We start from the raw sequence: 22,865 nt of genomic DNA on the forward strand, positions 1-22,865 counted from the left end.
ACGTGCGGTCCTCCACCGTGGAGGGCCAGCGTTACAGCGGCACCGGCCTGGCGTGTGGTGCGGGCCGGCGGATGATGAAACAGGTGGCGCCGCCGATCCAGGCCAGCGACACCAGGGAAAAGAAGCTCGACCGTCGCTGGAAAGATCTGGACGAGTCGCTCGAAGAACTGCAGCAACTGCTCGGCGGCAAGGCCGGCTGAGCACCAGGAGAACACGAATGGCCGCAATTGAAATCAAGGTTCCCGACATCGGCGATTACAGCGGTGTGCCGGTGATCGAACTGCTGGTCGCCGTGGGTGACACGGTGAAGAAGGACCAGGGTCTGGTCACGCTGGAATCGGACAAGGCAACGCTGGAAGTGCCCTCGTCGGCTGCTGGCGTGGTCAAGGAAATCAAGGTCAAGCTCGGCGACAACCTCTCCGAAGGCGATGTGGTGCTGCTGCTGGAGGCTGAAGGTGAGGCGGCTGCACCGGCCGCGCCGGCCAAGGCCGAGGCACCCAAGGCCGACGCACCGGCCAGCAAGCCGCCGGTGACCCCCTCGCACCGCGCCCCGGCCGAACCGGCCGCGCCGCAGCCGGCGCTGTCCTCGGGCAAGCCGGCCGACATCGAGTGCAAGATGGTGGTGCTGGGCGCCGGCCCGGGCGGTTACACCGCTGCCTTCCGCTCGGCCGATCTGGGCGTGGACACCGTACTGGTGGAACGTTATGCCAGCCTCGGTGGCGTCTGCCTCAACGTGGGCTGCATCCCGTCCAAGGCGCTGCTGCATGCCGCCGCAGTGATCGATGAAGTTGCCCATGCCGGTGATTTCGGCGTCGAGTTCGGCAAGCCGACCATCACCCTGGACAAGCTGCGCAGCTACAAGGAAAAGGTGGTCACCCAGCTGACCAAGGGCCTGGCCGGCATGGCCAAGCAGCGCAAGGTGCGCACCGTGCAGGGCCTGGCGAAGTTCGTCTCGGCCAACGAGCTGGAGATCGTCGGCGACGACGGCAAGACCCAGCTGCTGCGCTTCGAGCAGTGCATCATCGCCGCCGGTTCGCAGGCGGTGAAGCTGCCGAACTTCCCGTGGGACGACAAGCGCGTCATGGACTCCACCGATGCGCTGGAACTGGCGGACGTGCCGGGCAAGCTGCTGGTGGTCGGTGGCGGCATCATCGGCCTGGAAATGGCGACCGTGTACGGCGCGCTGGGCAGTGAAGTGACCGTGGTCGAGTTCATGGACCAGCTGATGCCGGGCGCCGACAAGGACCTGGTCAAGCCGCTGGCCGATCGCCTGAAGAAGCAGGGCATCGTGGTGCACCTGAAGACCAAGGCGACCGACGTCAAGGCCGACAAGGCCGGCATCACCGTGTCCTTCGAAGCCGCCGTGGAAGGCGAAAAGCCGGGTCTGGAGGCAACCACCTTCGACCGCGTGCTGGTCGCCGTGGGCCGCTCGCCGAACGGCAAGAAGATCGATGCCGAGAAGGCCGGCGTGCAGGTCACCGACCGTGGCTTCATCCCGGCGGACCGCCAGATGCGCACCAACGTGCCGCACATCTTTGCGATCGGCGACATCGTCGGCAACCCGATGCTGGCCCACAAGGCCACGCACGAGGGCAAGCTGGCCGCGGAAGTGGCCGCCGGCGAGAAGAAGGAATGGGTGGCGCGCGTGATTCCGTCGGTGGCCTACACCAACCCGGAAATCGCGTGGGTCGGCGTGACCGAAACCGAAGCCAAGGCCAAGGGCTTGAAGGTCGGCGTAGCCAAGTTCCCGTGGGCCGCCAGCGGCCGCGCGATCGGCATCGGCCGTACCGAGGGCTTCACCAAGCTGATCTTCGACGAAGAGACCCACCGCATCATCGGTGGCGCGATCGTCGGCGTGCACGCCGGTGACCTGCTGGCCGAGATCGGCCTGGCGATCGAGATGGGCGCGGAGGCCGAGGACATCGGCCACACCATCCACGCCCATCCGACGCTGAGCGAATCGGTGGCAATGGCCGCGGAGATCTACGACGGCACGATCACCGATCTGTACATGCCGAAGAAGAAGTAACTGGTCGATCACCGCTGTTGGTGGTGGCTCCCGTTCAACGAAAAACCCCGGCGAATGCCGGGGTTTTTTGTTGCTGCTGTTGTCGATCCAGCTTCGCTCGGGCGCCTGGCGCTCTCCTGCAGGCCACCACCGGAACTTGTCGAGGCGGGTACGGATACCCTGTGGGGCGAAATCAAGGAGGAGGTGACGGCCACAGGCCGTCGCCGGGGGACATTCGCGCGATAGGGTATCCGTGCCCGCCACCCCATCACCATGCTGTTGCCCCACCCCGCAACGCAAAAAAAAGCGCGGCCCCCGATATCCCGGAGGCCGCGCTTGGAGAGAGGTGTTGCGAAGGGCTTAGAAGACGAAGCTGACGCCTGCCACCGGACCCTTGAACTCCTGCTTCAGACCGATCGTGCCATCGCTGCCGGTCTGATCGACGTCGAGCTTGAACCAGTCGTAGCCGGCGAACACGCCGAAGTTCTTGGTGAAGCGGTAATCGACGATCGCATTGGCACGGCTCAGGTCGCCGTCGTAATCATCGAAGTTGCCCCACTTGGTGTTCAGGTACTGGCCCTGGAAGGTGATCATCCACTTCTCGGACGGGGTGAAGCTCAGGCGTGCACCAACCACCGGGGCGACACCGTCGGCCTTCTCGTCCAGGAACTCGCCCTGGTACAGATCACCGACATCCGCGTAAGCCTTGGTGCTCACCTTGGCGTACTCGGCACCCAGCTGCAGGCCGAGGTCGAACTTGTCGGTGTCCACGACCGAGTAGTCGTAGACCAGGCTGGCGACCTGATACTTCAGCTCACCCTTGATGAAGCTGCCGGCCGGCACGTTGGTATCGCCGAAGCTCACACCCTGGTCGAGGGTCTCGCGGCGATCCTTGTCGTACTTGAAGTAGTTGAACAGCAGGCGCTGGCGGTTGCTGATGCGGAACATGCCGTCCACGCGCGGCTCCCATTCCTTGCCACCGAGGCCGAAATCTTCGGAGAAGCCCACATCCTGGCCAGCGATGTTGGTGTTGCCGCGGATCGTGTTGTCCGAATCGATCTGCATCGCACCCAGGCGCAGGGCGAAGCGGTCATCGCCTTCGGCAGCGTGGGACGGAGCGGCGTAGGAAAGCGCGGCCAGTGCGACTGGCACGGCAAGCAGGGAGAGCATCGGGCGCATCGGGGGTCCTTGCGGTGGTTCTAGTGATGTGGCGTCACATTGCCCACTGCGACGTCCACCATTCGTGAAGGTATGGTGGAGGCTGTGTGTACCGTTCATGCACTTTGGCTTACCGAAGGGCGGTTTGCTGGCCGGTTCCCGGGCCAGACCCCGTTACACGCGCTACCCGCCGGCGTTGTTCGACCCGGCCGCCAGCGCCGCAGGCCGCAAAAAGAGGGTGGCCCCGGAGAGGGCTTCGGGGCCACCCTGTACTGGCCTGCGCGCGGGACGCCGACGAGGATTCAACGGCAGGCTGGTCGTTATGACCGGACCGTGCGACCAAAGTTCAATATGCTGCACCGCCGCATCGCGTGTCCCTTTGCGCAGTGGGATTGGCCCGGTGGTGGAACAGGTTCGCAAGAGCCGCCAACGGCGGGCTTACATCCGGGATGAACAGGCAGCGGTTGTCTCTCAAATTGTCCCATTGCTATAATTTGGCGGCTCGACGAGGCGCTAGCTTGCGACCTCGGCCTTTCCTACTCACAACCATGCAGGACATTCACGTGCTGAACTCCGTTGACGCGGGTCGGCGACTGATGCTGCGCGCAGCGGTTTACCCGCTCGTTGCAGTGGCTGTCCTGGCTCTGGCCCTGCTGCTGTGGGGAGGCCCGAAGGCAGCCCTGGGGGCGTTGCTCTCCGGCGTGGCGGTTTCGGCGGCCGGCTGGGTGGCTGCGCGGATGGCGCTGGGGGGTGGGGTGCAGGCCGCAGGCTCGGCGATGACCCGCCTGATTCTGGCGGTCGTGGCAAAGTGGGTGCTCGTATTCGGCGTCCTGATGGTGGGTTTCCTGGTCTTCAAGCTGCCTGCATTGGCGCTGCTGGCCGGTATCGCCGTCGGATTGATGTTCCAGGTCCTGGCTCTGGCCAGGCGCTGATCCAATTTTCATTTAACTCAAGGTTCCGGACACATGGCAGGCGAGGCGCTGACACCCACCTCCTACATCCAACATCACCTGCACAACCTGACGTTCCATATGCAGGAAGGTGGTTTCTGGGCGATTCACGTCGACACCATTGTGACTTCGGTCCTGATGGGCCTGTTGATGGTGTTCGGCTTCTGGATGGCAACCCGCAAGGCCACCGCCGGCGTCCCGGGCAAGTGGCAGGCATTCGTCGAGATCTGCCTGGAGTTCGTTGACCGCCAGGCCAAGGACACCTACCACGGCACCAGCAAGCTGGTGACCCCGATCGCGATCACCCTGTTCTTCTGGATCCTCATGATGAATCTCATCAAGATGATCCCGGCCGACTTCATCGCCATGCCGCTGGAAGCCCTCGGCGTGCCGTACTGGAAGCCGGTCCCCACCGCTGACGTCAATGCCACCCTGGGCATGTCGATCAGCGTGTTCTTCCTGATGCTGTTCTTCGCGCTGCGTTCCAAGGGCCTGGGTGGTTTCACCAAGGAATTCCTGACCGCGCCGTTCGGCAAGTGGATGATGCCGTTCAACCTGATCCTCAACATCGTCGAGTGGCTGAGCAAGCCGATTTCGCTGGCGATGCGACTGTTCGGCAACATGTTCGGCGGCGAAATCGTCTTCCTGCTGATCTGGGTGCTGGGCGGTGCGGGTATCGCCGGTGCCATCGCAGGCGGTGCATTCGGCCTGGGCTGGATGCTGTTCCACCTGCTGGTGATTCCGCTGCAGGCGTTCATCTTCATGATGTTGTCCATCGTGTACCTGAGCCTGTCGGAAGACGCTCACTGAGTTTCGCTTCACCCTTCATCCGTTTGTTTCTAAACCCTTAGCTATTCAAAGTTCCAGGAGAAAACCATGTACTTCGCCGTCCTGACCAACCTCGCCCAAGTCCAGAGCTCCACCGTCCTCGCCGTCGGCATCATGATCGGCCTGGCCGCGCTGGGTGCCGGTCTCGGTCTGGCCATCATGGCCGGTAAGTTCCTGGAATCGGCTGCCCGTCAGCCGGAACTGATTCCGGTTCTGCAGGTCCGCATGTTCATCACCGCCGGCCTGATCGACGCCGCGTTCATCATCTCGGTCGCCGTCGGCCTGCTGCTGGCCTTCGCCAACCCGATGATCGGCGAGTTCGTTGCACGCCTGCCGCAGGTTGCTGGTTAATCCAGCAACAGCGAAACGATCAGGCGCCGTGTGCGCCTGATCGCGGATGAAGGATCGGATGCGCCGCCAAGGCGGCCCATCCACCCCGTCACCCCCGATTGAGCGAACCCCATGGATATCGGTTTTACCCTCGTTGCCCAGGGACTGGCGTTTGCCGGTCTGATCTGGATCATCGCGACCAAGATCTGGCCGCCGTTGATGAACGCCATCGAAGAGCGTCAGCAGAAGATCGCTGAAGGCCTCGCCGCTGCCGACCGCAGCCAGAAGGATCTGGCCCAGGCGCAGGAAAAGGTCAACGATGCACTGAAGGATGCGCGCACCAAGGCCAACGAGATCATCGATCAGGCCCACGCACGCGCCAACCAGATCGTTGATGCCGCCAAGAATGAAGCCATCGTCGAAGCCAACCGCCAGAAAGACCTGGCCCACGCCGAGATCGAAGCTGCCGCCAACCGTGCCCGTGAAGATCTGCGCAAGCAGGTGTCCGCCCTGGCCGTGAGCGGTGCCGAAAAGCTGCTCAAGCGCGAAATCGACGCCAACGCCCACAAGGCGCTGCTCGACGAGCTGGCCTCGGAGATCTGATCGATGAGCCAGGCCCTCACGCTTGCACGCCCGTATGCCCGCGCCGCGTTCGCGACCGCGCGCGACGAAGGCACGTTCGCGCCGTGGTCGGACGCGCTTGCGTTCTCCGCCCACGTAGCTGCCGACCCGCGCGTGGCGGCCTTGCTGTCGAACCCGGAACTGGACCGCGACGATGCCGTCGCGATGCTGGTGCCGGAATCGTCCAGCGAGACCTTCGGTCGCTTCCTGGCCATCCTGGCCGATGCGCACCGTCTGCCGCTGCTGCCGGAAATCGCCGGCATGTACGACCAGCTGCGCGCTGAAGCCGAACACGTGGTCAAGGCCACGGTGACCTCGGCCACCGAACTGTCCGGCGCCGAACTGGACGCCATCAAGGCCGCGCTGCGCAAGCGCTTCGGCCGCGAGGTGGACGTGACGACCGCGGTCGATGCGTCGCTGATCGGCGGTGCCGTGATCGACGCCGGCGATGTGGTCATCGATGGCTCGCTCAAGGGCAAGCTGTCGCGCCTGCAGACCGCGCTCGCTAACTGAATTCATTTAACGTCCGGCGTGATTGCCGGCACTAGGACTTGACGATGGCAACCACGCTCAACCCCTCCGAAATCAGCGAACTGATCAAGAACCGCATCGAGAAGGTCAAGCTGGCCGCGGAATCGCGCAACGAAGGCACCGTGACCAGCGTGTCCGACGGCATCGTGCGCATCTTCGGTCTGGCCGACGTGATGCAGGGCGAAATGATCGAACTGCCGAACAACACCTTCGCCCTGGCCCTGAACCTGGAGCGCGACTCGGTCGGCGCCGTGGTCCTGGGTGGCTATGAGCACCTGCGCGAAGGCGACGTCGCCAAGACCACCGGCCGCATCCTGGAAGTGCCGGTCGGTCCGGAAATGCTGGGCCGCGTCGTGAACGCGCTCGGTGAGCCGATCGATGGCAAGGGCCCGATCGCGGCCAAGGCCACTGCGCCGGTGGAGCGCGTTGCGCCGGGCGTGATCTGGCGCAAGTCGGTCGACCAGCCGGTGCAGACCGGTTACAAGTCCGTCGACTCGATGATCCCGATCGGTCGCGGCCAGCGCGAGCTGGTCATCGGTGACCGCCAGACCGGCAAGACCGCCCTGGCCATCGATGCGGTGATCAACCAGAAAGAAACCGGCATCAAGTGCGTGTACGTCGCGATCGGCCAGAAGGCCTCGACCGTGGCCAACATCGTGCGCAAGCTGGAAGAGAACGGCGCCCTGGCGCACACCGTGGTGGTCGCTGCGACCGCGTCCGAATCGGCCGCGATGCAGTACATCAGCGCCTACTCGGGCTGCACCATGGGTGAGTACTTCATGGACCGCGGCGAAGACGCGCTGATCGTGTACGACGATCTGTCCAAGCAGGCTGTCGCCTACCGCCAGATCTCGCTGCTGCTGAAGCGCCCGCCGGGCCGTGAAGCCTACCCGGGTGACGTGTTCTACCTGCACTCCCGCCTGCTCGAGCGCGCTGCCCGCGTGTCCGAAGAGTATGTGGAGAAGTTCACCGACGGGGCCGTCAAGGGCAAGACCGGCTCGCTCACGGCGCTGCCGATCATCGAAACCCAGGCCGGTGACGTCTCGGCCTTCGTGCCGACCAACGTGATCTCGATCACCGACGGCCAGATCTTCCTGGAAACCGATCTGTTCAACTCGGGCATCCGCCCGGCCGTGAACGCCGGTATCTCGGTGTCGCGCGTCGGTGGTGCGGCCCAGACCAAGATCATCAAGAAGCTGTCCGGCGGCATCCGTATCTCGCTGGCCCAGTACCGTGAACTGGCTGCCTTCGCGCAGTTCGCCTCGGACCTGGACGAAGCCACCCGCAAGCAGCTCGAGCGCGGTCAGCGCGTCACCGAGCTGATGAAGCAGAAGCAGTACGCCCCGATGTCCATCGCCAACCAGGCGCTGTCGATCTACGCCGTCAACGAGGGTTACCTCGACGACGTGCCGGTCAACAAGCTGCTGGCGCTGGAAGAAGGTCTGCATGCGCACTTCGCCAACACCCAGGGCGAGCTGATCAGCAAGATCAACGCGACCGGCGGCTGGGACAATGACATCGAAGCTGCCTTCAAGAAGGGCATCACCGAGTTCAAGACCACCGGCAGCTGGTAATACCGGTCCTGTAGAGCGGAGCGTTGCTCCGCTGGGCTGAAAGCAGCGGAGCAACGCTCCGCTCTACGTCAAACGCGGGGCCTGTGCCCCGCGCCACGGGAAGAAGAGATGGCAAGCGGACGCGAAATCAAAACCAAGATCAAGAGCGTGCAGAACACCCGCAAGGTGACGCGTGCGCTCGAAATGGTCTCGGCCTCCAAGATCCGCAAGGCGCAGGAGCGGATGAAGACGTCGCGTCCGTATGCGCAGGCGATGAAGCAGGTGATCGGTCACCTGGCCCAGGCCAGCACCGACTACCAGCATCCGTTCCTGGTCCAGCGTGACGAAGTCAAGCGCGTCGGTTACATCGTGGTCTCTTCCGACCGCGGTCTGGCGGGCGGCCTGAACAACAACCTGTTCCGCAAGATGCTGGGCGAAGTGCGCCAGTGGCAGGACAAGGGCGCCGAGATCGACGTGGTCACCGTCGGCCAGAAGGCCTCGACCTTCTTCCGTCGCGTCAAGGTCAACATGGTCGGCACCGTCACCCACATGGGCGATGTGCCGCACCTGGAACAGCTGATCGGCGTGATCAAGGTGATGCTCGATGCGTTCACCGAAGGCAAGGTCGACCGCGTGTACCTGGTCTACAACCGCTTCATCAACACGATGACGCAGAAGGCCAGCTTCGATCAGCTGCTGCCGTTGCCGGCGGCTGAGAAGCAGGTCGCGCATCACGACTGGGACTACCTGTACGAACCCGACGCCGCGACCGTGCTCGAGCACGTGATGACGCGTTACGTCGAGTCGCTGGTGTACCAGGCCGTGCTGGAAAACGTCGCGTCCGAGCATGCAGCCCGCATGGTCGCGATGAAGTCGGCCAGTGACAACGCGAACAAGCTGATCGGCACCCTGCAGCTCGTCTACAACAAGGCGCGCCAGGCAGCGATCACCCAGGAAATCTCCGAAATCGTCGGCGGCGCGGCAGCAGTCTGACGCGCACAGTCAAAGCACACATTAGAGGATTGCAGCAATGAGTCAGGGCAAGATCGTTCAGATCATCGGCGCCGTCGTCGACGTCGAATTCCCCCGCGAGTCGGTGCCGAAGGTGTACCACGCGCTGAAGGTGGACAACACCGAAATCACGCTGGAAGTGCAGCAGCAGCTGGGTGACGGCGTGGTCCGCTGCATCGCGCTGGGCTCCACCGACGGCCTGAAGCGCAACCTGGTCGCCACCAACACCGAACGCGCCATTTCGGTGCCGGTCGGCGCGGGCACGCTGGGCCGCATCATGGACGTGCTGGGTCGCCCGATCGACGAAGCCGGTCCGGTCACCGCCAGCGACACCTGGGAAATCCATCGTTCGGCTCCGTCGTACGAAGACCAGTCCCCGGCCACCGAGCTGCTGGAAACCGGCATCAAGGTCATCGACCTGATGTGCCCGTTCGCCAAGGGCGGCAAGGTCGGCCTGTTCGGCGGCGCCGGCGTCGGCAAGACCGTCAACATGATGGAACTGATCAACAACATCGCCAAGGCGCACAGCGGTCTGTCCGTGTTCGCCGGCGTGGGTGAGCGTACCCGTGAGGGCAACGACTTCTACCACGAGATGAAGGACTCCAACGTCCTGGACAAGGTCGCGATGGTGTACGGCCAGATGAACGAGCCGCCGGGCAACCGTCTGCGCGTCGCCCTGACCGGCCTGACCATGGCCGAGTACTTCCGCGATGAGAAGGACGAAAACGGCAAGGGCAAGGACGTGCTGCTGTTCGTCGACAACATCTACCGCTACACCCTGGCCGGTACCGAAGTGTCGGCACTGTTGGGCCGTATGCCGTCGGCCGTGGGCTACCAGCCGACCCTGGCCGAGGAAATGGGCGTCCTGCAGGAGCGCATCACCTCGACCAAGAATGGCTCGATCACCTCGATCCAGGCCGTGTACGTGCCCGCCGATGACTTGACCGATCCGTCGCCGGCCACCACGTTCGCCCATCTGGATTCGACCGTGACCCTGTCGCGTTCGATCGCCTCGCTGGGTATCTACCCGGCCGTGGATCCGCTGGATTCCACCAGCCGCCAGATGGACCCGCTGGTCATCGGCAACGAGCATTACGACACCGCCCAGCGCGTCCAGCAGACCTTGCAGAAGTACAAGGAACTGAAGGACATCATCGCGATCCTGGGCATGGACGAACTGTCCGAAGAAGACAAGCAGGCCGTGACCCGCGCCCGCAAGATCGAGCGCTTCTTCAGCCAGCCGTTCCACGTGGCCGAAGTGTTCACCGGCTCGCCGGGCAAGTACGTGTCGCTGAAGGACACCATCCGTGGCTTCAAGGCCATCGTCGATGGCGAATACGACCACCTGCCGGAACAGGCGTTCTACATGGTCGGCAGCATCGAAGAAGCGGTCGAGAAGGCCAAGAAGATGGCTGAAAAGGCCTGATGCGGCGGGGACGGGCGCCATGCCCGTCCCGACCCGTCACACGGGGTGGGCGCATGCCCACCGCTGAGGACATCCTGCGGTGGGCGCGAGCCCGCCCTAAAGCGAGAAGAGTTTCATGAGCACCATCCGTTGCGACATCGTCAGCGCCGAGCAGGAAATCTTCCGTGGTGAGGCGACCCTGGTCGTGGCCACCGGTGAGCTGGGTGAGCTGGGCATCGCGCCCAAGCACGCCCCGCTGATCACCCGCCTGAAGCCGGGCAAGGTGGTGGTGACCACGCCGAGCGGCGAGCAGATCGACTTCGCCATCTCCGGCGGCATTCTCGAAGTGCAGCCGCAGGTCGTGACCGTGCTGGCCGACACCGCGATCCGTGCCCAGGACATCGACGAAGCCTCGGTCCGCAAGGCCAAGGAAGAAGCCGAGCGCATCCTGGCCAACCGTGGTGAAGCAATGGAAGTGGCCGAAGCGCAGCAGCGCCTGGCGGAAGTGTCCGCCCAGCTGCAGGCGCTGGAGCGCCTGCGCAAGAACCTCAAGCACTGAGCGGAGTGGCGCGACGGCGCCATCCGCGAAGGGAAAACGCCGGCTTGCCGGCGTTTTTTTTTGCCTGCCTCCGGGGATGCCGGCTCAGCGGAAGATCAGCGTCCGCATCAGCAGGAACGACACTGCTGCGAGGCCACCTTCGACCAGGGGTTTGGCCAGCCACGCGTAGCGAAGCCCGAGATGCTCGGCCGCCAGCGTCACCAGCAGCGTACTGATCGCGGTCAGCACGCCCCACAGCAGCAGGAAGCGCACGAACCGTGGCCAGCCCAGCCGGTGTTCGCCATCGCGGGCAAAGGTGTAACGGCCATTGAGCCAGAAGCCGAGCAGCATGCCGCTCACGCGCCCCAGCAGATTGCCGGGTGCCGCAGGCATGCCCAGCGCGGTGGCAGCCACGAACACGGCCCAGTCCAGCGCGAGCTGGATCAGGCCGATGACGAGATAGCTGCTGCCTTGGCGGAGGAGACTCACGTGCGATCCGGGTGCGGGCAATCCCACATGTTAACGAGCGGCGCACTAGAATTCCCTTCTACGATTCCCGGAACGTGATCTGCCCATGACCCAGCCCCTGCACGTGATCATCCTGGCCGCCGGCGCCGGCAAGCGCATGAAGTCGGCCCTGCCGAAAGTGCTGCAGCCCATTGCCGGCCGCCCGATGCTCGCCCACGTCATCGACACCGCGCGCCAGCTGCAGCCCGAGGCGATCCACGTGGTTTATGGCCATGGCGGTGAGGCGGTGCGGCAGGCCTTCGCGGACCAGCCGGACCTGCACTGGGCAGAGCAGAGCCGGCAGCTGGGCACCGGGCATGCCGTGCTGCAGGCCATGCCCGAAGTACCGGATGCGGCAACCGTTCTGGTGTTGTACGGCGACGTGCCGTTGATCCGCGGCGAGACGCTGCGCCACCTGCTGTCGCAGCCGGGCCGCCTGGCCGTGCTGGTGGCCGAGGTCGCCGACCCGACCGGCTACGGCCGGATCGTGCGCAACGCCGAGGGCAAGGTCGGTGCGATCGTCGAACAGAAGGATGCCAGCGACGAACAGCGCAGCATCCGCACCATCAATACCGGCATCATCACCGCCGAATCGACCGCGCTGCGCCGTTGGTTGTCCCAGCTGTCCAATGCCAACGCGCAGGGCGAGTACTACCTGACCGACATCTTTGCCGCGGCAGCGAGTGACTACACCCCGGCCGAGATGGCCTTCGTGCAGGACCCGCAGGACGCCGAAGGCGCCAACGACCCGTGGCAGCTGGCCCAGCTCGAACGCGCCTGGCAGCTGCGCGAAGTGCGTGCACTGTGCGCGCAGGGCGCGCGCGTGCTGGATCCGGCGCGGCTGGATATCCGTGGCCCGGTCACCGTCGGCAGTGACGTGCAGATCGACGTCAACGTGATCCTGGAAGGGCGCGTGGTGCTGGGCGACGGCGTCAGCATCGGCGCGTTCACCCGGCTCAAGGACGTCACCCTGGCCGCGGGCACCGTGGTCAAGCCGCACTGCGACCTGGATGGCGTGATCAGCGAAGGCGCGGCGGAGATCGGTCCGTTCGCGCGCCTGCGCCCGGGTACCGTGCTGGCCGAGGGCTCGCACGTCGGCAATTTCGTGGAAACCAAGAAGGTCGTGCTCGGCGCCGGCAGCAAGGCCAACCACCTCACCTATCTGGGCGATGCGGTGATCGGCAGCAAGGTCAACATCGGCGCGGGCACCATCACCTGCAACTACGACGGCGTGAACAAGTCGCAGACCACCATTGGCGACCGGGCCTTCATCGGCTCCAACAGCTCGCTGGTCGCGCCGGTGGTGATCGGTGAAGGCGCGACTGTCGCCGCCGGCTCGGTGATCACCCGCGGCGCCCCGGCCGACAAGCTGACCGTCGCGCGCGCACGCCAGGAAACCATCGACGGCTGGAAGCGCCCCACGAAGAAGTAACGCCGGCCGCTGGCCGGCAAGCAGGCGATCCCGGGTCCACGACGGTGCCGGCCAGCGGCCGGCACTACCGGGCGTCGGCCGGCAGGAACACCGCGACGCACAGGCCGCCCTCGCGGCGGTTCTGCAGCGAAATGCGGCCGCCATGTGCCTCGACGATCTCGCGGGTAAGCGCCAGCCCCAGCCCGGTGCCGTTGCGCTTGGTCGAATAGAACGGCATCAACGCATTCTGCAGCACCGCCTCGTTCATGCCCTTGCCGCGATCCAGGACTTCCAGCCGCAACCACTGCGGCAGCCGGGTCAGGCGGACCTCGACATCGTCGTTGGGTGGTTCGGCTTCACTGCAGGCTTCATGCGCATTCTTGAGCAGGTTCAGCAGCGCCTGCCCCAGCTGGGCGATGTCCACGCGGCTGTGCAGGTCGTCGGGCACCTCGGCCATGCGGAACGGGATCTGGTGCTGCAGCCCGCCCAGGAACAGGTTCCACTGCACGGTCTGCAGCTGCGGCTGCGGCAGTTTGGCGAAGCGTGCGTAGCCGCGGATGAACCCTTCCAGGTGCCGCGCGCGCTCTTCGATCGTGCCGAACACTTCTTCCAGCCGCTCGGTCTTGCCGCGCCGGACCAGCTCGCCACCGGAGTGGGCGAGCGAGGCGATCGGGGCCAGCGAATTGTTCAACTCGTGGCTGATCACGCGGATCACCTTCTTCCAGGTCTGCACTTCCTGGCGGCGCAGTTCGGCGGTCAGCAGGCGGATCAGCAGCAGGTCGTGCGGGCGGCCGTTGAGGTGGAAGTTGCGCCGTGACAGATGGTAGATCTGCTCATCGTCTTCGTCGCGCTCATCGTCGCTGTCCTGGCCCTCGCCGCGGACCGCGAACAGGCTGTCGCCGCCACGGGCGATGGCGTCGCGCAGCTCGATCGGCATCGTCGCCATGACATCATGCATGCGCTGGCCTTCCAGCTTCCAGCCGCTGTGCAGCAGCTTGCGCGCGGCCAGGTTGGAGAACACCACGCGCTGCACGCCGTCGCCCCCGTGGGTGAGCAGGAGCATGGACACCGGCGTGTTCTGCACCATGGTGTCCAGCAGCAGTTCGCGCTGGACCAGGTCCTGGCGCTGTGCGCGCAGCACATCGCCGAGTTCGCGGTGGGCCTGGACCAGGTCGCCGAGTTCGTCGTTGGAGGGCCAGTAGATGCCGAAGTTGTATTCGCCATCGCGGTAGCTGCTGGTCGTGCCGGACAGCGCGCGCAGCAGCGAGCGGATCGGTGCGGTCGCGCGGCTCAGGCTCCACCACATCAGGCCCATCAGCACCACGGTCGAGATCGTGGTGACCGCCCAGCCATGGTCCAGCCAGTACGCCAGATACCACGGGAAGGCGGCCGCCAATGCCAGCACCGGCAGCAGGCGCAGGAACAGCCGGAAGGTGAACGAGCGCCGCTTCATTCGCGTGGAATGCCGTAGCGGTCCATGCGCCGGTACAGCGCCTGGCGGCTGAGCCCGAGTTCGGCAGCGGTCTGGGCGATGATGCCGTGGTTGTGGGCCAGCGCGGTTTCGATCCGGCTGCGGTCCGGGTCCACCGTCGGGCTCGCCGCGCGCGGGGCAGCCGCACGCGGCAGGTTGAGGTCACCGGCCTCGATGCGGGGGCCGCTGGCCAGCAGTTCGGCGCGCTGCAGCACGTTGCGCAGTTCGCGCACGTTGCCCGGCCAGGGATGCCGCTGCAGGGCGGTGGCGGCGGCGGTGGACAGCGGCTTGCCGCTGCCCAGGAAACGTTCGGCCAGGGGCAGGATGTCACCGGGGCGTTCGGCCAGTGGCGGCAGGGCCAGCTCGACGGTATTGAGGCGGTAGAACAGATCTTCGCGGAACTGGCCGTCGCGGATCATCGCCGGCAGGTCGGCATTGGTCGCACTGATCACGCGGACTTTGACCTGGCGCTCGCGGTTGGAGCCCAGCCGCTCGAATCGCCCGGTCTCGAGCACGCGCAGCAGTTTCATCTGCCCGCTGGAGGAAAGGTTGCCGATCTCGTCCAGGAACAGGGTGCCGCCGTCGGCGGCTTCAAATTTGCCTTCGCGTGCCTTGTTGGCGCCGGTGTAGGCGCCGGCCTCGGCACCGAACAGCTCGGCCTCGATCAGCTCGGCCGGAATCGCGCCGCAGTTGAGCGCGACGAACGGGCCCTTGGCGACCAGCGAATTGGCTTGGATGATCTCGGCGATCTTCTCCTTGCCCGCGCCGTTCGGGCCGGTGATCAGCACCGGCAGTGCCGAGCGCGCCACCTGGCAGGCCAGGCTGACCACGCGCTCGCTGGCCGGGTCGGCCACCACCGCACCGCGCAGATCGTACCGGGCCTCCAGCGCCGAGCGATCGCGCTGTTCGCGGTCGCGGCGGCGGTCGAGTTCGCGGCGGGTCTCGGACAGTTCCAGCAGGTTGTTGACCGTGACCAGCAGCTTGCGGTCGTCCCAGGGCTTGGCCAGGTAGTCCGCCGCGCCGGCCTTGACCAGATCCACCGCGCTGCTCAGGTGGGTCCAGGCGGTCAGCAGGATCACCGGCAGGTCCGGATGGCGTGCGCGGATCTGCTGGAACAGCGCCTCGCCTTCCTCGCCCGACGTGGTGTCTTCGGTGAAGTTCATGTCCTGGATCACCAGGTCCACCGGCTGCTGCTCCAGCAGGGCCAACCCCTGTTCGGGGGAAAGCGCGTGCAGGGTGTCGATGTCGTGCAGCGAGAACAGCACGTTCAGTGCGGTGCCGACGCTGGCGTTGTCGTCAATGATCAGGATCGAGGGCATGCGGCAACGAAGGACCGGAAGTGGGTTCAAGAGTACCGGAGCGCCGGGCCAACGGGCAGATGGCCCGGCGCGGCTGGCCTCAGCCGCCGGTGCCGGGCGCCTGCGGAATCGGCGGGGTCGGTACCGCCAGCACCTCGCTCCAGGCGGCGGTATCGACATCGACGGTCACCTGGTTGCCCTTGCGCAGCACGGTGACCGGAACCCGGGTGGCCTTGTTGCCGACCAGCGCATGGGTGAGGTCGGCCATGCGCCGTACGGGCTGGCCATCCACGCGCAGGATCCGATCGCCGCTGCGCACGCCGAAGTAGCTGCTCGGCTCGGTGGTCGTGACGCGCACGATGCCATCCTGGGCATCCACCACCAGATGGTGGCCGGCGTCACGCCACTCCAGGCGTGCGGTATCGGTCTGGGTGGCGGCCAGCGCAGGTGCGCTGGCCAGCAGGAGGGACAACAACAGGGTCGTGATGCTGGTCTTGGTCTTGGTCATGTGTTTGCTCTGGGGATGGGTCTGGTGCATTTCAGGCACTCCGGGTGGCAACGGCAGGGGGAACGGCCGCGGCGCGACGGGCCGGGCCGAAGACAGCGATCTGGCCGAGCAGCCACAGCAGCACCGCACCGATCGGCAGGTAACTGATGGGCATGCGCGGCAGCTCGTAGTTGTTCATCAGCCACAGGTTGATCGTGTAGGCCATCAACATGCCCAGCACGATGCCGACCGTGGCCAGCAGGAAGTTCTCGGTCTGGAAGTACCGCAGGATCTGGCTGCGGGTCGCGCCCAGCGCACGGCGGATGCCGATCTGCTTGGTGCGCTGCTGCACCCAGAAGCTGGCCAGGCCGACGATGCCCAGTGCGGTCACCACCAGCAGGGCCACACACACGGTGATCAGCAGGCCGACCATGGCGCGATCATTGGCGAAGTACTTCCTGCGCTGCTCCTCGTAGGTGTACTTGCCGTGCACCAAGCGGCTTGAATCCACCCGCTCCAATGCCGCCACCGCGGACTTGAGCACTTCGTCGCGCCGGCTCGGATCGGTGACCCGGATCAGGTAGAAGCCCTCGTCATAGGTAGTGCGCAGTGGCAGGACCATCGAGAACTGTGAATCGCCTTCGCGAGCGGTCGGGCGGGCGAGTACCTTGACGATGCCGATGATGCGCAGCGGCATGGAGCCGCTATAGATCGTCTTGCCCAGTGCATCGCCGCCGGGGAACATCTTGTCCGCAATCGCCTGGGTAACGATGACGGCCGAGCCCTCGTCCGCGGCTGCTTCGTCATTCTTGACGACTTCCAGGTCCCGGTACTCATCGGGCTGGAAATCACGACCGGCGATCAGCTCCACGCCCAACGTATCCAGTGCGCCTTCGCGGCCGAAATACTGCGAAGCGCTGAGCGTCGGGCGCTCCTGGTCGGGAACCAGGCCCACGCTCGTATTCCAGGAACTGTTGCGGAACGGGATCTGGTTCAGGGTGACCGCACTCTTGACGCCCGGCAACGCCTGCAGCGCGGCAAGGTCCTCGCGGGTGCGCGCCACGGCGTTGACCTGTGGACCGATGCCGCCCAGGCGGACTTCGATCAGTTCGGTCTCGGCGATGCCGCTGGGCTGGTTGATCTTCTCGATGCGCTGCCCGATCAGGAACAGCGCATTGCAGACGATGGCGCAGGTCAGGGCGATCTCGAGCACGATCAGCGATGCGGCGGTTTTATGCCGGCGGAGCGTGGAGAGGATGGGACGGATATCCATGGTGTGCTCCGGATCCTTACTGCGATTTGAGTTGGATGGCGGGCGCGACCTGCATGGCGCGCAGCGCCGGCAGGAAACCGGCCAGCAGGCTGGCGACCAGGGTCAACGCGAAGGTCATCAGCAGCATCTGCCCATCCAGGGTGGCGAGCTTGGCGTAGTCCACCGGTTGCTGGCGCACCGCGTACAGCCCGAGCAGTGCCAGCAGCAGGCCCAGCAGGCCGCCGGCCAGACCGACGGTGCCGGCCTCGATCAGCGACTGCAGGAAGATCTGGCCGCGGCTGGCACCCAGCGCCCGGCGCACGCCGATCTCACCGCTGCGACGCAGGAACTTGGCCAGCAGCAGACCGACCGTATTGATCAGGCAGACCAGCAGGAAGCCCATTGCCAACCACAACTGCAGACGCACGTCGCCGGGGACGACCTTCTTGAAATCCAGCCATTCCATGACGTTGCGCAGCCGTACGTTGTTGGGGCGTTCGAAACGACCGGCGGCGCGCTGCTGGTCGGAGTAGTTCTCCAGATAGCGACGGTACTCCGCGGCCTGGCCGGGGTTTTCCAGCTCCACCCAGTACTGGATCCAGGTGCAGCTGGCGTTGGGACCGGTCGGGTCGGTCTCGTTGCGGCGCCCGAAGCAGTCGATGCTGCCGTTGCGGTCGAACTTCAGCTCGATCGCCGTGGAGAAGGGCAGGTAGACGTCTTCGCTGTCGCCGTAGCGGCCGGTATACAGGTCATAGAAGTGCGGGTTGGGATGCCAGTCACCCAGCACGCCCACGACGGTCATCGTGTTGCCGTTGAGGCGGACCGACTTGCCGACGCTGTTGGCGCCCTGGAACAGCTTCTGGTTGAGCGTGCTGGAAATCACCGCGACCCGACCGCGCCCGTCGTCGTCGGTTTCCTTCCAGCCCTGGCCATAGAGGAACGGCGTGTCGAACATCGGGAAGAAATCGCTCGAGGTATACCGCGCATCGGTGTTGAACGGACGCAGCGTGCTGCCCTCGGGCTCGAGGGTCACACCGCCACCGGTCATCATCGCCTGCCGCTTGGCATGCTTCTCGCGCAGCAGTTTCTCAGCATCGAAGCGGGTCAACTGGTCGGCCGGTTCTTCGCCAGGCTGATAGCCCAGCGCTGACTGTGGATCGACCAGCACGCTGAACAGCCGGTCGCTCTTCTGCGGGATCGGATCACCGGACAGCACATGGAATACGGTCAGCGTGGTCATCGAGGCGCCGATGCCCAGCGCGATGGCGATCACCATCAGCGCGGTCAGCACCTTGTTGCGCCGGAAGCTGCGCAGGGCCAGTCGGAAGTAGTAAGCGATCATGGCCGGCCTCAGTCGTTGGCGATGGCAGCGGCAACCGCGGGGCGCGGCGTGGCGAGCACCGGGTCGCGCAGCAGGTCGGTGACCTGGCCATCGACGATGTGCACGTTGCGCTTGGCGCGGGCGGCCAGTTCCGGATCGTGGGTCACCATCACGATCGTGGTGCCCTTGGCATTGATTTCTTCCAGCAGCTCCATCACGCCGCGGGCCATCTGGCTGTCCAGGTTGCCGGTCGGTTCATCGGCCAGCAGCAGGCGCGGGCTGCCGGCCAGCGCACGCGCGATCGCGGCGCGCTGCTGCTGGCCGCCCGAGAGTTCGGCCGGGTAGTGCTTCATGCGCGAGCCCAGGCCGACCTGGGCCAGCGCGTGCTCGATGCGCTCCTTGCGCTCGGCCGCGGGCATGCCGCGGTAGCGCAGCGGCACATCGACGTTGTCGAACAGGTTGAGATCGGAGATCAGGTTGAAGCCCTGGAAGATGAAGCCGATCTTCTGGTTGCGCAGGCGGCTGCGCGCATCATCGCCGAGCTGGCTGACATCCTGGCCGTCGAGCAGGTAGGTGCCGCTGGTGAAGGTCTCCAGCAGGCCGGCGATGTTGAGGAAGGTGGTCTTGCCCGAACCGGACGGACCGGTCACGGCAACGAACTCGCCTTCGCGGACGTGCAGGTCCAGCGACCGCAGGGCATGGGTTTCCACCTGTTCGGTGCGGAAGACTTTGGCGACCGAGCGCATTTCAAGCATGGCTGTTTCCTTTGAGGGTCGAGAAGATCGAAAGGGACTGAATCAGTTGATGGAGACACGCTCGGCATCGCCGAACAGATCGCTTCCGGACACCACGACGCGGTCGCCGGGCTGCAGGCCAGAGAGGATTTCCACTTCACCCAGGCTGCTCACGCCGAGCTTGACCGGGCGACGGACGGCATGGCTGCCATCCATGACATAGGCGTAGCCGTTGCCCTGTTCGACAAACGGGCCACGTTCGATCTTGAGTGCGTTGCGGCGGGTATCGAGCAGCACGCGCGCCTGCATCCGCTGGCTCTGGCGCAGGCCCTGCGGCTGCTTGTCGGCGAAGCGGATGCGGGCATTGACCTCGCCGGCGACCACTTCCGGGGAGACGGCGGAAATCTCGCCGGCGAACTGGCCGCTGCCGCCGGTCAGCTGCGCAGGCATGCCGATCGTCAGCTCGCGGGCGAAGCTCTCCGGCACCTTGATCTCGATCTCGAAGCGCGACAGATCGACCACGCCCAGGATCGGCGCATTGGCGACCACGTTGGTGTGCTGGGTCGCCTGCACCTGGCCGACCTGGCCATCGAAGGGCGCACGCAGCGTGAGCGCGTCGACCTGGCGCTCCACTTCGGTCACCACCGCGCGCTGGCGATCAGCCAGCAGGCGCTTGTTGCGCGCATCCAGATCGGCGCCCTGGGCCTTGAGCATGGCGTCCTTGCGGGCGTGCTCGAGCTGGATGTCGCTCTTCTTGACGGTGTCCTCGGCCTTGGCCACGTCCACCTGCGGCACCGCGCCACCATCGAAGCCGCGCTTGTAACGTTCCAGGTCACGCACCGCGGCCTGGCGTTCGATCACGGCCTGGTCGGTGTCCTTCTGCGCGGTGGCGCGCGCCAGGGTCGCATCCAGAGTCGCGCGGCTTGCCTCGGCCTGCAGGCCGGCCAGCGTGGCCTGTTCCTGGGCCAGCTTGCTGCGCAGCTCGGGGCTGTCGATCACGGCCAGTTCCTGGCCCTGCTTGACCACATCACCGGCCACGACCTTCAGGTTCACGTTGCCGGCGGAGATCGCATACAGCACCGGGTTGTTGGCGGCGATCACGCGGCCGTCGGCGGCGATGTCGCGCACCATGTCGCCTCGGGTGACCTCAGCGATGCGGACACGGGCGCTGTCGTAGGAGCGGCTGGCCCCCAGCCAGGCACGGGCGGCGAAGCCGATCGCCACCAGCACGACCAGCGCGGCGACCGCCGGCCACAGCCAGCGCTTCCACGGGGCGGGCGCGGCGTGCGAAGAAAGGGTCTGGTCCTGGGCGGAAGTGTCGCGGATCATCGGGCTCGTTCGCGGTTGGGTTGTGGAGTACCAAGCAGACTCCGTGCCAACTTTTAGCCCTTTGGAAACAACAGCTTGCAAAATTGGGCCGGTGTCCATGTGTCCGCGGACACCTGACCGGACACTTTCGTTAAGCCGACAGCGCCCAAGCCGCCGGGGCCGCCACGCTAGAATGCGAGGCTTACCAGCAGGGATCTGAATCTATGTGCGGCATTGTGGGAGCGATCGCCCATCGCGACGTGGTACCGGTACTCATCGAAGGATTGAAGCGACTGGAATACCGGGGCTACGATTCCTCCGGCATCGCTGTGATCGATACCACCGCCGCCGAACCCGATGTCCGACGTGTGCGCCGCACCGGCCGGGTGGCGGAAATGGAGAAGGCTGCCGCGAGCGAAGGCTTCCAGTCGCTGCTCGGCATCGGCCACACCCGCTGGGCGACCCACGGGGGCGTGACCGAGGCCAATGCACACCCGCACATCAGTCACGGTGTGGCGCTGGTGCACAACGGCATCATCGAGAACCATGAAGAGCAGCGCGAGAAGCTGCGCGCGCTGGGCTACACCTTCGAGTCGCAGACCGACACCGAAGTGATCGCGCACCTGATGCACCATCACCTCAAGGAAGGCGACAGCCTGCTGTCGGCGCTGCAGCGCACGGTCAAGGAACTGACCGGCGCCTATGCGCTGGCGGTGATGAGCCGTGCCGAGCCGGACCATTTCGTCTGCGCCCGCATGGGGTGTCCGCTACTGGTGGGCGTGGGCGAAGGCGAGAACTTCGTGGCCTCCGATGTCTCGGCGATCATCCAGGCCACCCGCAAGGTGATCTTCCTGGAAGAAGGCGACACGGCCGACATCCGCCGCGACAGCGTGCAGGTCTACGACGAGCACAACCAGCCGATCGTGCGCGATGTGCATCTGTCCGATGTGTCGCTGGCCTCGCTGGAACTGGGCCCGTACCGCCACTTCATGCAGAAGGAAATCCACGAGCAGCCGCGTGCGCTGGGTGACACCATCGAAGCGGCGATCGATGCCGGTGGCTTCCCGGCCACGCTGTTCGGCAAGAACGCCGAGGCCGTGCTGTCGGGCATCGAAGGCGTGCAGGTCCTCGCCTGCGGTACCAGCTACTACGCCGGCCTGACCGCGCGTTACTGGATTGAATCCATTGCCGGCCTGCCGTGCAGCGTGGAGATCGCCAGCGAGTACCGTTACCGCGCTGCCTACGCAAACCCGAAGCACCTGATCGTCACCATCTCCCAGTCCGGCGAAACGCTGGATACGATGGAAGCACTCAAGTACGCCAAGTCGCTCGGCCACCTGCACACGCTCTCGATCTGCAACGTGCCCGAGAGCGCGATTCCGCGCGCCAGCGAACTGGTCTGCTACACCCGCGCCGGTGCCGAGATCGGCGTTGCCTCGACCAAGGCGTTCACCACCCAGCTGGCTGCCTTGTTCCAGCTCACCATGGTGCTGGGCAAGCTGCACGGCCGCATCGATGCCGCGCAGGAAGCGGACTACCTGGAACAGCTGCGTTTCCTGCCCGGCAGCGTGCAGCACGCGCTGAACCTGGAGCCGCAGATTGCGGCCTGGGCCGAGCGCTTCGCACGCAAGGCCAACGCCCTGTTCCTGGGCCGGGGCCTGCATTACCCGATCGCACTGGAAGGCGCGCTCAAGCTCAAGGAGATCTCGTACATCCACGCCGAGGCCTATCCGGCCGGCGAGCTGAAGCATGGCCCGCTGGCGCTGGTGGATGAGGACATGCCGGTGGTGGTGATCGCGCCGAACGACAGCCTGCTGGAGAAGGTCAAATCCAATATGCAGGAAGTGCGTGCGCGCGGCGGTGAACTGTTCGTGTTCGCCGACCAGGACAGCAACTTCGTCGAGTCCGATGGCGTACACGTGATCCGCACGCCGCGCCATGTGGGCGCGCTGAGCGCGGTGGTGCATACCATCCCGGTGCAGCTGCTGGCGTACCACACCGCATTGGCCCGCGGGACAGACGTGGACAAGCCGCGCAATTTGGCCAAGAGCGTGACAGTGGAGTGATGTGCTCGCTCGTGTGATGTTGACGTATGGAGGGGGCCGCGAGGCCCCCTTTTTTCGTGCGTCACCGGTGGGCCGGC

At 65.5% G+C, this 22,865-nt stretch carries 22 protein-coding genes; 13 read left to right on the forward strand and 9 right to left on the reverse strand.

The window, feature by feature from the left end:
* The first annotated feature begins 2 nt into the window (after nucleotides 1-2).
* Together HMPREF3113_RS09605 and lpdA are read left to right on the forward strand one after the other, a co-directional pair.
* Nucleotides 3-200 (forward strand): hypothetical protein, encoded by a 198-nt coding sequence (locus HMPREF3113_RS09605; protein WP_070471888.1) that lies wholly within the window; start codon nucleotides 3-5, stop codon nucleotides 198-200.
* 17 nt (nucleotides 201-217) lie between these two features.
* On the forward strand, nucleotides 218-2,029 hold the full coding sequence (gene lpdA, locus HMPREF3113_RS09610; RefSeq protein ID WP_019183627.1) for a dihydrolipoyl dehydrogenase: 1,812 nt from the start codon (nucleotides 218-220) through the stop codon (nucleotides 2,027-2,029).
* A gap of 339 nt (nucleotides 2,030-2,368) precedes the next feature.
* Here the strand turns inward: lpdA and HMPREF3113_RS09615 are convergent, their stop codons facing one another.
* Nucleotides 2,369-3,187, reverse strand: a complete 819-nt coding sequence (locus HMPREF3113_RS09615; protein ID WP_019183629.1) for a TonB-dependent receptor — start codon at nucleotides 3,185-3,187, stop codon at nucleotides 2,369-2,371.
* Between the two features lie 542 nt (nucleotides 3,188-3,729).
* Between HMPREF3113_RS09615 and HMPREF3113_RS09620 the strand changes: the two genes are divergently transcribed.
* The 9 genes from HMPREF3113_RS09620 to HMPREF3113_RS09660 all read left to right on the forward strand — a co-directional run bounded on the left by HMPREF3113_RS09620 (nucleotide 3,730) and on the right by HMPREF3113_RS09660 (nucleotide 10,954).
* Nucleotides 3,730-4,098, forward strand: a complete 369-nt coding sequence (locus tag HMPREF3113_RS09620) for a hypothetical protein (RefSeq protein WP_026069845.1) — start codon at nucleotides 3,730-3,732, stop codon at nucleotides 4,096-4,098.
* A gap of 33 nt (nucleotides 4,099-4,131) precedes the next feature.
* A complete protein-coding gene (atpB, locus tag HMPREF3113_RS09625; protein WP_046273137.1) occupies nucleotides 4,132-4,926 on the forward strand; it encodes a F0F1 ATP synthase subunit A in 795 nt (264 codons plus the stop codon).
* A 66-nt stretch (nucleotides 4,927-4,992) separates the two neighbouring features.
* Nucleotides 4,993-5,295, forward strand: a complete 303-nt coding sequence (gene atpE, locus HMPREF3113_RS09630; RefSeq protein WP_017354883.1) for a F0F1 ATP synthase subunit C — start codon at nucleotides 4,993-4,995, stop codon at nucleotides 5,293-5,295.
* A 111-nt stretch (nucleotides 5,296-5,406) separates the two neighbouring features.
* Entirely contained in the window at nucleotides 5,407-5,877 is a 471-nt protein-coding gene (locus HMPREF3113_RS09635; RefSeq protein ID WP_019183632.1) for a F0F1 ATP synthase subunit B, read from the forward strand.
* Nucleotides 5,878-5,880: 3 nt separating this feature from the next.
* Nucleotides 5,881-6,408, forward strand: a complete 528-nt coding sequence (locus tag HMPREF3113_RS09640; RefSeq protein ID WP_019183633.1) for a F0F1 ATP synthase subunit delta — start codon at nucleotides 5,881-5,883, stop codon at nucleotides 6,406-6,408.
* Between the two features lie 44 nt (nucleotides 6,409-6,452).
* The gene (gene atpA, locus HMPREF3113_RS09645; RefSeq protein WP_019183634.1) at nucleotides 6,453-8,000 is read left to right on the forward strand and encodes a F0F1 ATP synthase subunit alpha; all 1,548 of its coding nucleotides are present in this window, start codon (nucleotides 6,453-6,455) and stop codon (nucleotides 7,998-8,000) included.
* A 108-nt stretch (nucleotides 8,001-8,108) separates the two neighbouring features.
* A complete protein-coding gene (gene atpG / locus HMPREF3113_RS09650) occupies nucleotides 8,109-8,972 on the forward strand; it encodes a F0F1 ATP synthase subunit gamma (protein ID WP_019183635.1) in 864 nt (287 codons plus the stop codon).
* A gap of 37 nt (nucleotides 8,973-9,009) precedes the next feature.
* Nucleotides 9,010-10,416, forward strand: coding sequence for a F0F1 ATP synthase subunit beta (atpD, locus tag HMPREF3113_RS09655; protein WP_070471889.1), 1,407 nt, complete (start codon nucleotides 9,010-9,012; stop codon nucleotides 10,414-10,416).
* Nucleotides 10,417-10,531: 115 nt separating this feature from the next.
* On the forward strand, nucleotides 10,532-10,954 hold the full coding sequence (locus HMPREF3113_RS09660) for a F0F1 ATP synthase subunit epsilon (RefSeq protein ID WP_019183637.1): 423 nt from the start codon (nucleotides 10,532-10,534) through the stop codon (nucleotides 10,952-10,954).
* 84 nt (nucleotides 10,955-11,038) lie between these two features.
* Here the strand turns inward: HMPREF3113_RS09660 and HMPREF3113_RS09665 are convergent, their stop codons facing one another.
* Nucleotides 11,039-11,422 (reverse strand): GtrA family protein, encoded by a 384-nt coding sequence (locus HMPREF3113_RS09665; protein WP_019183638.1) that lies wholly within the window; start codon nucleotides 11,420-11,422, stop codon nucleotides 11,039-11,041.
* A gap of 85 nt (nucleotides 11,423-11,507) precedes the next feature.
* Between HMPREF3113_RS09665 and glmU the strand changes: the two genes are divergently transcribed.
* Nucleotides 11,508-12,872: a bifunctional UDP-N-acetylglucosamine diphosphorylase/glucosamine-1-phosphate N-acetyltransferase GlmU gene (gene glmU / locus HMPREF3113_RS09670; protein ID WP_070425991.1), complete on the forward strand. Its 1,365-nt coding sequence runs from the start codon at nucleotides 11,508-11,510 to the stop codon at nucleotides 12,870-12,872.
* A gap of 64 nt (nucleotides 12,873-12,936) precedes the next feature.
* On the opposite strand, the gene HMPREF3113_RS09675 is transcribed toward glmU, so the two are convergent.
* The 7 genes from HMPREF3113_RS09675 to HMPREF3113_RS09705 form a co-directional block, all read right to left on the reverse strand.
* On the reverse strand, nucleotides 12,937-14,304 hold the full coding sequence (locus tag HMPREF3113_RS09675; protein ID WP_070471890.1) for a sensor histidine kinase: 1,368 nt from the start codon (nucleotides 14,302-14,304) through the stop codon (nucleotides 12,937-12,939).
* Nucleotides 14,301-15,641 (reverse strand): sigma-54-dependent transcriptional regulator, encoded by a 1,341-nt coding sequence (locus tag HMPREF3113_RS09680; protein WP_019183641.1) that lies wholly within the window; start codon nucleotides 15,639-15,641, stop codon nucleotides 14,301-14,303. The genes HMPREF3113_RS09675 and HMPREF3113_RS09680 overlap by 4 nt, the downstream gene beginning before the upstream one ends.
* A gap of 79 nt (nucleotides 15,642-15,720) precedes the next feature.
* Nucleotides 15,721-16,128, reverse strand: coding sequence for a PDZ domain-containing protein (locus HMPREF3113_RS09685; protein ID WP_070471988.1), 408 nt, complete (start codon nucleotides 16,126-16,128; stop codon nucleotides 15,721-15,723).
* Between the two features lie 31 nt (nucleotides 16,129-16,159).
* Nucleotides 16,160-17,380 (reverse strand): ABC transporter permease, encoded by a 1,221-nt coding sequence (locus HMPREF3113_RS09690; protein WP_070471891.1) that lies wholly within the window; start codon nucleotides 17,378-17,380, stop codon nucleotides 16,160-16,162.
* A gap of 16 nt (nucleotides 17,381-17,396) precedes the next feature.
* Nucleotides 17,397-18,701 (reverse strand): ABC transporter permease, encoded by a 1,305-nt coding sequence (locus HMPREF3113_RS09695; RefSeq protein ID WP_019183644.1) that lies wholly within the window; start codon nucleotides 18,699-18,701, stop codon nucleotides 17,397-17,399.
* A gap of 8 nt (nucleotides 18,702-18,709) precedes the next feature.
* A complete protein-coding gene (locus HMPREF3113_RS09700; protein ID WP_019183645.1) occupies nucleotides 18,710-19,435 on the reverse strand; it encodes an ABC transporter ATP-binding protein in 726 nt (241 codons plus the stop codon).
* A gap of 42 nt (nucleotides 19,436-19,477) precedes the next feature.
* A complete protein-coding gene (locus HMPREF3113_RS09705) occupies nucleotides 19,478-20,743 on the reverse strand; it encodes an efflux RND transporter periplasmic adaptor subunit (RefSeq protein ID WP_019183646.1) in 1,266 nt (421 codons plus the stop codon).
* A 203-nt stretch (nucleotides 20,744-20,946) separates the two neighbouring features.
* Here HMPREF3113_RS09705 and glmS point away from each other — a divergent pair, with 203 nt between their 5' ends.
* Nucleotides 20,947-22,788 (forward strand): glutamine--fructose-6-phosphate transaminase (isomerizing), encoded by a 1,842-nt coding sequence (gene glmS / locus HMPREF3113_RS09710; protein WP_070471892.1) that lies wholly within the window; start codon nucleotides 20,947-20,949, stop codon nucleotides 22,786-22,788.
* Nucleotides 22,789-22,865 lie beyond the last annotated feature (77 nt).

Source organism: Stenotrophomonas sp. HMSC10F06, assembly GCF_001807865.1.
Taxonomy (GTDB): domain Bacteria; phylum Pseudomonadota; class Gammaproteobacteria; order Xanthomonadales; family Xanthomonadaceae; genus Stenotrophomonas; species Stenotrophomonas bentonitica_A.

Excerpts from the sequence above, each read along its gene's own strand:
- glmS (WP_070471892.1), top strand. The coding sequence starts at position 20,947 with ATGTGCGGCATTGTGGGAGCGATCGCCCATCGCGACGTGGTACCGGTA.
- atpD (WP_070471889.1), top strand. The coding sequence starts at position 9,010 with ATGAGTCAGGGCAAGATCGTTCAGATCATCGGCGCCGTCGTCGACGTC.
- HMPREF3113_RS09685 (WP_070471988.1), bottom strand. The coding sequence starts at position 16,128 with ATGACCAAGACCAAGACCAGCATCACGACCCTGTTGTTGTCCCTCCTG.
- atpB (WP_046273137.1), top strand. The coding sequence starts at position 4,132 with ATGGCAGGCGAGGCGCTGACACCCACCTCCTACATCCAACATCACCTG.
- HMPREF3113_RS09700 (WP_019183645.1), bottom strand. The coding sequence starts at position 19,435 with ATGCTTGAAATGCGCTCGGTCGCCAAAGTCTTCCGCACCGAACAGGTG.
- atpG (WP_019183635.1), top strand. The coding sequence starts at position 8,109 with ATGGCAAGCGGACGCGAAATCAAAACCAAGATCAAGAGCGTGCAGAAC.
- HMPREF3113_RS09660 (WP_019183637.1), top strand. The coding sequence starts at position 10,532 with ATGAGCACCATCCGTTGCGACATCGTCAGCGCCGAGCAGGAAATCTTC.
- HMPREF3113_RS09680 (WP_019183641.1), bottom strand. The coding sequence starts at position 15,641 with ATGCCCTCGATCCTGATCATTGACGACAACGCCAGCGTCGGCACCGCA.
- atpE (WP_017354883.1), top strand. The coding sequence starts at position 4,993 with ATGTACTTCGCCGTCCTGACCAACCTCGCCCAAGTCCAGAGCTCCACC.
- atpA (WP_019183634.1), top strand. The coding sequence starts at position 6,453 with ATGGCAACCACGCTCAACCCCTCCGAAATCAGCGAACTGATCAAGAAC.
- glmU (WP_070425991.1), top strand. The coding sequence starts at position 11,508 with ATGACCCAGCCCCTGCACGTGATCATCCTGGCCGCCGGCGCCGGCAAG.
- HMPREF3113_RS09705 (WP_019183646.1), bottom strand. The coding sequence starts at position 20,743 with ATGATCCGCGACACTTCCGCCCAGGACCAGACCCTTTCTTCGCACGCC.
- HMPREF3113_RS09675 (WP_070471890.1), bottom strand. The coding sequence starts at position 14,304 with ATGAAGCGGCGCTCGTTCACCTTCCGGCTGTTCCTGCGCCTGCTGCCG.
- HMPREF3113_RS09640 (WP_019183633.1), top strand. The coding sequence starts at position 5,881 with ATGAGCCAGGCCCTCACGCTTGCACGCCCGTATGCCCGCGCCGCGTTC.
- HMPREF3113_RS09690 (WP_070471891.1), bottom strand. The coding sequence starts at position 17,380 with ATGGATATCCGTCCCATCCTCTCCACGCTCCGCCGGCATAAAACCGCC.
- HMPREF3113_RS09615 (WP_019183629.1), bottom strand. The coding sequence starts at position 3,187 with ATGCGCCCGATGCTCTCCCTGCTTGCCGTGCCAGTCGCACTGGCCGCG.
- HMPREF3113_RS09695 (WP_019183644.1), bottom strand. The coding sequence starts at position 18,701 with ATGATCGCTTACTACTTCCGACTGGCCCTGCGCAGCTTCCGGCGCAAC.
- lpdA (WP_019183627.1), top strand. The coding sequence starts at position 218 with ATGGCCGCAATTGAAATCAAGGTTCCCGACATCGGCGATTACAGCGGT.
- HMPREF3113_RS09635 (WP_019183632.1), top strand. The coding sequence starts at position 5,407 with ATGGATATCGGTTTTACCCTCGTTGCCCAGGGACTGGCGTTTGCCGGT.